The 1436-nt window shown below is 66.8% G+C and carries 1 protein-coding gene; it reads right to left on the minus strand.

What is annotated here, in order from left to right; translation table 11 throughout:
- A partial coding sequence (locus tag ABB30_RS14680) for a YadA family autotransporter adhesin (protein WP_425477415.1) occupies positions 1-1436 on the minus strand: 1436 nt, incomplete at both ends.

Genomic DNA, 1436 nt, shown 5'->3' on the forward strand with positions numbered 1-1436 from the left:
GCATTGGCACCGCCGCCCAGCGCCGAAGCACCGTTGCCGACCGCATTGGCCGCCTCACCGGCGGCCAGCGCGTCATCACCTTCCACATAGGCACCGGCATCGCTGTTGGCGCTGCCGCTGGCCTGGAAGTACTTGTTGGTGTTGCCGGCCACATCGGCCACGGCATTGAGCTGGTCCAGGTTCACCGCATCGGTGCCGGCGGTACCGGCAGCGACGTTGGTGACTTGGCGTTCGCTACCGACATCGCCTACGGACACGGAATTGGCCCGGTCAGCAACCGAGTTGGTACCCAGTGCCACGCTGTTGTCCGCCTGGGCATAGGCGTTGTAACCCAGTGCCGAGGCGTTCTCGCCCCGCGCCCAGGCCAGCGAGCCCACCGCGGTGGTGTACTCACCGGTGGCACCGGCGCCGGCACCGAAAGCCGAAGCGTTGGTTCCCACAGCTTCGGCCGAGATCAGGCCGCCGTATGCACTGCCACCCACGGCAGTGGATTCGAAACCCGAAGCAATCGAGAACTCACCCAGTGCCGTAGCACTGGAGCCTGAGGCCTCCGCCTGCAGACCTACGGCCGTGCCGTAATCACCGATGGCAGTCGCCCCGTAACCGATGGCCGTGGCCAGGTCACCCGATGCGGTGCTGAAGCTACCCACTGCCGTAGTGCCGCGGTTGTCGGCAACCGCACTGAAACCATTGGCAACGGACTGTGCGCCGCTGGCTTCAGCTGCGCTGCCGGTTGCAGTGGCATAAGTCGCGCTGGCATTGGCCTGGAAGCCCACCGCTGTGCTGCCATCACCGATGGCCGAACTCTCTGCACCCAGGGCGGTTGCGCCCACGCCATCGGCGGTGGCGTAGAAGCCCGACGCAATGGCTTCGTCACCATTGGCCGAAGCCAGGGTGCCGGTGGCCAGTGCGCCATCGCCATTGGCTTCAGCCGCGGCACCGAAGGCCGCGCTCATTTCACCAGCGGCAATGCTGTCCGCCCCCACCGCCACGCTGTACTCACCCACGGCCTGCGCATTGACACCGAAGGCGGCTGCATTGCCGGCCGCGGCCAGGGCGTTGAAGCCTACTGCGGTGGCCCCATCAGCCACGGCATTGGCACCGCCACCCAGCGCCGAAGCACCGTTGCCTGTGGCATTGGCCGCTTCACCGGCGGCCAGTGCATCCTCGCCATCCACATAGGCGCCGGCATCGCTGTTGGCGCTGCCGCTGGCCTGGAAATACTTGGCCGTGGTGTTGGCGGTGTCAGTGACATCAGCCACTGCATCAGCCACCACATCCAGCTGGTTCTTGTTGACCGCATCGGTACCGGCGCTACCGGCGGCGACGTTGGTGACCTGGCGTTCGGCACCGGCAGCACCAACGGACACGCTGTTGGCGCGATTGGCAACCGAGCCCTGGCCCAGGGCAACGCTGCCGGTGGCCGTGGCATAGGC

The sequence above is a fragment of the Stenotrophomonas ginsengisoli genome, assembly GCF_001431485.1.
Classification (GTDB): domain Bacteria; phylum Pseudomonadota; class Gammaproteobacteria; order Xanthomonadales; family Xanthomonadaceae; genus Stenotrophomonas; species Stenotrophomonas ginsengisoli.